The organism is Moritella dasanensis ArB 0140 (assembly GCF_000276805.1).
In the GTDB taxonomy this organism is placed as follows: Bacteria; Pseudomonadota; Gammaproteobacteria; order Enterobacterales; family Moritellaceae; genus Moritella; species Moritella dasanensis.
Genome location: NZ_AKXQ01000004.1, coordinates 246,847 through 253,515, shown reverse-complemented (window position 1 = coordinate 253,515; position 6,669 = coordinate 246,847). Strand labels below are relative to the sequence as shown.

At 39.8% G+C, this 6,669-nt stretch carries 7 protein-coding genes; all 7 read left to right on the top strand.

Annotation, left to right across the window (positions count from 1 at the left end):
• On the top strand, positions 1 to 215 hold a 215-nt coding region (locus A923_RS0105260), incomplete at its 5' end, for a hypothetical protein (RefSeq protein WP_026006074.1).
• 1 nt (position 216) lies between these two features.
• Positions 217 to 1,266 carry an electron transport complex subunit RsxD gene (gene rsxD, locus A923_RS0105255; RefSeq protein ID WP_017220611.1) on the top strand — a complete coding sequence of 350 codons (1,050 nt, stop codon included), beginning with the start codon at positions 217 to 219 and terminating at the stop codon, positions 1,264 to 1,266.
• Positions 1,267 to 1,275: 9 nt separating this feature from the next.
• Positions 1,276 to 1,911 carry an electron transport complex subunit RsxG gene (rsxG, locus tag A923_RS0105250; protein ID WP_017220610.1) on the top strand — a complete coding sequence of 212 codons (636 nt, stop codon included), beginning with the start codon at positions 1,276 to 1,278 and terminating at the stop codon, positions 1,909 to 1,911.
• Positions 1,908 to 2,609 (top strand): electron transport complex subunit E, encoded by a 702-nt coding sequence (locus A923_RS0105245; protein ID WP_017220609.1) that lies wholly within the window; start codon positions 1,908 to 1,910, stop codon positions 2,607 to 2,609. The genes rsxG and A923_RS0105245 overlap by 4 nt, the downstream gene beginning before the upstream one ends.
• Positions 2,610 to 2,721: 112 nt before the next feature.
• On the top strand, positions 2,722 to 3,363 hold the full coding sequence (gene nth / locus A923_RS0105240) for an endonuclease III (protein WP_017220608.1): 642 nt from the start codon (positions 2,722 to 2,724) through the stop codon (positions 3,361 to 3,363).
• Positions 3,364 to 4,065: 702 nt separating this feature from the next.
• Complete coding sequence (locus A923_RS0105235; protein ID WP_017220607.1) at positions 4,066 to 5,328, top strand: magnesium transporter; 1,263 nt, start codon at positions 4,066 to 4,068, stop codon at positions 5,326 to 5,328.
• 42 nt (positions 5,329 to 5,370) lie between these two features.
• Complete coding sequence (locus A923_RS0105230) at positions 5,371 to 6,453, top strand: FAD:protein FMN transferase (protein ID WP_017220606.1); 1,083 nt, start codon at positions 5,371 to 5,373, stop codon at positions 6,451 to 6,453.
• Positions 6,454 to 6,669 lie beyond the last annotated feature (216 nt).

The window sequence follows — 6,669 nt, the reverse complement described above, 5'->3', positions numbered from 1 at the left end:
CTGCTGTCGATGCTAAAAAAGCGGCTATTGCGGCTGCCGTTGCTCGTGCTAAAGCCAAGAAAGCTGCGGCACAAGTACTAACAACACCTGCACAAGAAGAAACAACAGAAGTAGCAGACTCACCTGCCCCGGCTGTTGATAACAAAAAAGCAGCTATTGCCGCGGCGATAGCAAAAGCGAAAGCAAAAAAACTAGCCCAACTTGGTGACAAATAACATGGCATTTAGATTAGCAAGCTCTCCCCACAATCACAGTGGTAGCAGCACCAGTAACCTGATGCGTACCGTTATTTTAGCGACTATTCCAGGCATCGCCGCACAATGGTATTTCTTTGGTGCTGGCAACCTTATTCATATTGTCTTAGCCTGTATGGCAGCGATTATAACGGAAGCCGTATTCCTTAAATTGCGTAAACAACCCATACTCAGTCGTATACAAGATAACAGTGCCTTATTAACCGGTTTGTTAATCGGTATTTCAATCCCTGGTTTCGCCCCTTGGTGGATAAGTGTAATGGGTGCTGTATTTGCCATTTCGATTGCAAAACAGCTTTATGGTGGATTAGGTCAAAACATCTTTAATCCGGCGATGGTCGCTTATGTGATGCTGCTTGTATCATTCCCACTGCAAATGACCACCTGGCCACCTGTAAGTGAAATAACCGGTTATGAATTGTCATTATGGGATATCTTTAATGTTATTTTCACCGGACTTACATTAGACGGTCATACCGCACATCAGTTGATGCAAAATATAGACGGCATCACGATGGCAACCCCGCTTGATACGATGAAGAATGGACTAGCGATGGGCAACACGGTTGCTGAAATACAAACCAAAGAACAATTTAGCTGGTTGTCTGGTTTAGGCTGGGAATGGATTAATTTAGCTTTCCTTGCAGGCGGTGTTTATCTACTCAGTAAACGCGCGATCCTCTGGTATATCCCTGTGGGTTTGTTAGGTGGTTTATTCGTAATAAGCTTCATTGGTTATTTATGGGAACCAGATTCTGTCGGCTCACCCATCTTCCACCTTTTCTCTGGTGCAACCATGTTAGGTGCATTCTTTATTGCGACCGATCCCGTATCAGCATCGACAACACCAAAAGGTCGTCTCATATTCGGCGCATTAATTGGCATGTTAGTTTATATAATTCGAACTTGGGGCGGTTACCCTGACGCATTCGCGTTTGCAGTATTACTCGCTAATATGTGCGTACCGTTAATTGATTATTACACTCAACCCCGTGTTTACGGTCATAAATAGGAGATCACCATGTTCGTATCAATGAAAAAAAATGGTGCAATACTAGCCCTATTTGCCCTTGCTTGTACCTCTGTGGTTGCGATTACCCATACTGTAACGAAAGACCGTATTGCAGAACAAGAACAAATCCAATTGCTGAAAATTATTAATCAGTTATTACCAGAAGACGGTCATGACAATAATATTTTTCAAAGCTGTAAATTAATGACCAATGAGGCGCTACTCGGTACCGCTGAGCCACAACGTATTTTCACGGCAACGAAGCTAGATGAAACAGTTGGTTACGCCATTGAAGGTATTGCACCAGCTGGCTACAACGGTAATATTAAACTGGTTGTTGGTATCGATACCGTCGGAAAAGTAACAGGCGTGCGTATTCTAGGCCATAATGAAACACCAGGGCTGGGAGACAAAGTAGAATACCGCAAGTCTAACTGGCTAGATGACTTTGTTGACCAAACGCTCACTACTGAAAATGCCCACACTTGGGCAGTAACGAAAGATGGTGGTGACTTTGATTCCTTTACAGGGGCGACAATCACCCCACGTGCAGTAGTTAGCTCAGTGAAAGATATTCTTACTTTTTATCAATCAGTACAATTTTCTGACTTACAAAGTGCGCCTTCTTGTTGGAGTAAATCATGAGCCAATATCGCGATATTATCTACCAGGGATTATGGAAAAATAATCCCGGTTTAGTACAAGTGTTGGGGTTATGTCCGCTACTTGCTGTCACAGCAACCGTGACCAATGCGATGGGATTAGGGTTTGCGACCTTGCTCGTGCTCGTTGCATCCAATACTACAATCTCGCTAATACGTGAATACGTGCCGAAAGAGATCCGTATTCCAATCTTTGTGATGATCATTGCTTCGTTTGTAACAACCGTACAGTTATTAATGAATGCCTACGTTTATGAACTGTATCAATCGCTTGGTATTTTCATTCCGTTAATCGTAACCAACTGCATTATCATTGGCCGCGCTGAAGCATTCGCATCACGTAATAAAGTATTACCCTCTGCCGCTGATGGTTTCTTTATGGGTCTGGGTTTTGCCAGCGTATTAATCGTCTTAGGTGCAATCCGGGAAGTATTAGGCCAAGGCACACTCTTTGACGGCATGGACTTGTTATTAGGTGACTGGGCAAGCGTATTACGTATTGAAGTATTTCATTCTGATACCAGCTTCTTACTCGCAATACTCGCACCCGGTGCATTTATCGGCATGGGCTTTTTAATGGCTTTGAAACATGCAATTGATGCACAACTCGATAAACGCCATAAAGCGCAGCCTGTGATTGAAACCGAACCCGTTGTCGAGACTGAATCGTCAACAAGTTAATTATAAAAATGAGGCTACACTGCTCTACAACCAGCGGTGTGGCTTTAATACTCATTGCATTAAACAGCTGATTAGAACTAGCTGTGATTGATATCATCTATAGGATCAAGCTATGAACAAGGATAAACGCCGCATCATTTTAGAGCGTCTGCGTGATAACAATCCCCATCCTGAAACTGAGTTAAACTTCTCTTCAGCATTTGAATTGCTGGTCGCCGTAACGCTCTCTGCGCAAGCTACCGATGTCAGTGTCAATAAAGCGACGGATAAACTCTTCCCAGTTGCGAACACACCACAAGCTATTTTTGATTTAGGTGTTGAAGGCTTAAAAACCTATATTAAAACCATCGGTTTATACAACTCTAAAGCAAGTAATGTCATTAAAGCCTGCCAGATATTAATAGAGAAGCACAATAGCATTGTACCTGAAAGTCTTGAGGATTTAGTGGAACTACCAGGCGTAGGCAGAAAAACGGCTAACGTGGTATTAAACACCGCATTTGGTTGGCCGACGATTGCTGTAGATACGCATATTTTTCGGGTATCGAATCGCACTAAACTCGCTATGGGTAAAAATGTAGACCAAGTAGAAGAAAAACTACTTAAAGTAATACCCGCTGAATTTAAAGTAGATGTGCATCACTGGCTGATCTTACACGGTCGTTATACCTGCATCGCGCGTAAACCACGTTGTGGCTCTTGTATGATTGAAGATTTGTGTGAATTCAAGGATAAGATCTACCCTGAAGAATAGCGACTTACTATCCCCACCTAGCCAGAATCCAGCAGCTCGCTGGATTTCTTTCAGTTTTCAACGGTAGACGATAAATAGTACTCCAATATGAACGTATATATAACCTAATGATATTTAATGTAAAGACGTCGTTTCAATATTGACTTAAAGTATCATTAAACTTACAATCCGCTCGAATTAACCAAGCAAAGGAAATAACATGGAAAGCGATCATTGTAGGAGAGCCTATATATAGATGTTGGATACTAAATAATAAAATACCCTCCCTCTATTTATACCTCTCTCATTATATAAAACGTCCATAATCTTAAATATTCATCATTATTAGACGTATTAACTCATCATCAATAATACTTGGTTGCGATTATTTCATCGTTATCGTAAGTGTTAATAAATATTATATAAAATAATCAACTGTGTTTACACATTGGCTGCATTGTAATAACCAATGATTACTCTCGCATCCAACAAGTCAAGTAAGCCATTGATAAATAGGCATGTAAATGAAAAAAGATATTCCTCCTAGTCTACTGTCGTTCCAGAAATGCGATGTGTAGTGGTATGTGAATTTATATTTAACATTTTTTAATATTTCAACATTTAAATATTAAAAGCTAAATTAATCACAATAAATAATATCCTCGCCATCGCTGTTATTAACATTATAAAAACATCTAATCCTATTATATTGGAGGACTAATCATGTCCAATAATACAGCGCGTATAAACAATGAAAATACATTAACATTAAACAATAACATTAATAATCCTTTTGAATTATGGAATGATGAAACGAAAAGTAAATTAATTTCGTTTTTAACAAATAATTCAATCGAGGAACTGCGTCATTGGTTTAGCAATAAAACCTTAAATCAATATTATCAAATAAAAAAGTTATCATTAGAGAATATTGATTTAAAAAAACTATTACCCGCTTGGCTACTTGCCGATATCGAGTTATTAGGAACGGCCAGCAGCCCCGTCTTTTCTGTTATGTCACCAGTCTCCCCTCTACTGCTAAATCATAATATGTCAGTTGCAGAGGCGGTAAGCCATGTTAAATCGATGAACAAAGACCTCAATGCTAAAGCGGCAATGATTGTTGACCAGTATGGGCGATATTATGCTTTGTTAGAATTGCACATGCTGCTTCAGCATAATGAGGATCGATTATTAGCAGATATTGCATTACAAGTTGAACCTTGCCATGTTGGCGAAGATCAAGAATATGCCGTCAGCCAACTACAAAAATCCAATTCAGAATATTTACCTATTGTCGATATACGCGGCCATCCTGTTGGCTTATTCCAATGGCAACAAGCCTCGCAAGTAATGCAAGTTGAACTGACCGAAGACGTTAATTTACAGATGGGCATTCAAAGTAGCCTAGATGAACCAAGTTATCTTGATATGTCGGTAATTGATCATGTACGTAAACGCATAATTTGGGTTTTGGGCTTGGCTGCTATCGGTATTTTTTCCGGCATGATCATTCAGAGTTATGATGATGCGATAGCGGCATTAACAATACTTGCTTTGTACATGCCAATGATTGCTGACACCGGCGGTAATGCAGGGAGTCAATCAGCTACCGTGATTGTGCGTTCCTTAGCATTGGGAGAGTTAAAAGTTAAAAACTGGCTAACGGTTGTCTGGAAAGAATTAAAAATAGCGAGTCTCATAGGTTTAGCATTGGCAGTCGCTTCATTCATAAAGGTCGAGTTTCTATCAGGTAGCGCGATATTGCCGGATAATATAACCTTAACATTATTAGGGTCAGCTATTGCGTTGGCCTTGTTTCTGCAAGTACTTACAGCCACTGTTATTGGCGCCACTTTACCTTTAATTGCTAAATCTTGTCGATTAGATCCAGCCGTTGTAGCAAGTCCCGCCATCACTACCTTTGTCGATATTACTGGATTACTGATTTATTTCTATATCACCACTACATTACTTGGTATTTAGTCTTAATCCTCTGTATTTAAATAGTAAAATTAAGGAATATAAATGTTAAATTTTAACGCTATACATAGTAGGATCCAGTATTTACGCATTGCGTATCTTAAATTAGGGCTTCAGTGGTTAGCGGCTATTGTCATTAGTGCCATCATACTTGGCTGTTCAGAGCCCCAGCTAACTAATAGCGCTTTTAAAGGTCAAACCATGGGCACATTTTATGACATAAAAGTAGCACATTTTCCATTGACGACGAGTGAACAGTCTTCTATTCATGCTGAAATAGATCGACGCTTAGAGCAAGTTAATGAGCAGATGTCGACTTATCGTTCCCACTCCGAATTATCACGCTTTAATTTAAGTCCTACGGTTAACAATTTTCCTGTATCAGAAGGTACCGCCAAGGTGGTTGCAGAGTCTATCCGAATACATGAGATAACATCAGGTGCATTCGACGTTACACTTGGTCCACTGGTTAACTTATGGGGCTTTGGTCCTGATAATTTACCACAACAAAAACCAACGACTGCGATGATTGAAACAGCCATGTCACGTGTTGGTATTCAGCACCTCAGTAACACTAAGCATACTTTAAGTAAGAATATAGATAGTCTTTATGTCGACTTATCTGGCATAGCAAAGGGTTATGGTGCTGATGTGATAGCTGAATATTTAGCGTCGTTAGGCATTGAAAATTATATTGTTGGCCTTGGTGGCGATTTACGAGCAAAAGGCATAAATGCCAATAATTTAGGTTGGCAAATTGCTATTGAAAAAGCCTCGACAACAGAACATTCGGTACAGCATGTGGTTGCTGTGGGTGATAATGCCATCGTGACATCAGGTAGCTATCGTAATTATTATGATCTGAATGATGAACGTTTTTCTCATACTATAGACCCTACTACTGGGCAGCCAGCACAGCATAACTTAGTTTCAGTCACGGTTATTCACCCTTCTGCTATGACAGCAGATGGTTTCGCCACTGCATTTATGGCCATGGGAGAAGAACAGGCAATGAGATTAGCAAGGCAGCAAAAGTTAGCTGTGTACATGATTTATAAGTCTGGTGACTCGTTTAAAGAAATGTTTACGGAAGAGTTCTCACCTTTCTTTCAGCCTGATGAGCATTAATTAACAATTACATACATTAGCTACACCTGGTTAATTAATATAATCATTAATTATCAAAAAGGCGCGTCAATGGATTGAACGCGCCTTTATATTTCTCACTGTGTATTACGTATAATAATTCACTGTATATTACGTATAATAATTCACTGTATATTACGTAGAGTACTCAGTGTTTAATCAGCTATATTTTCCTGTTATACAAACAGAGACTTAGCG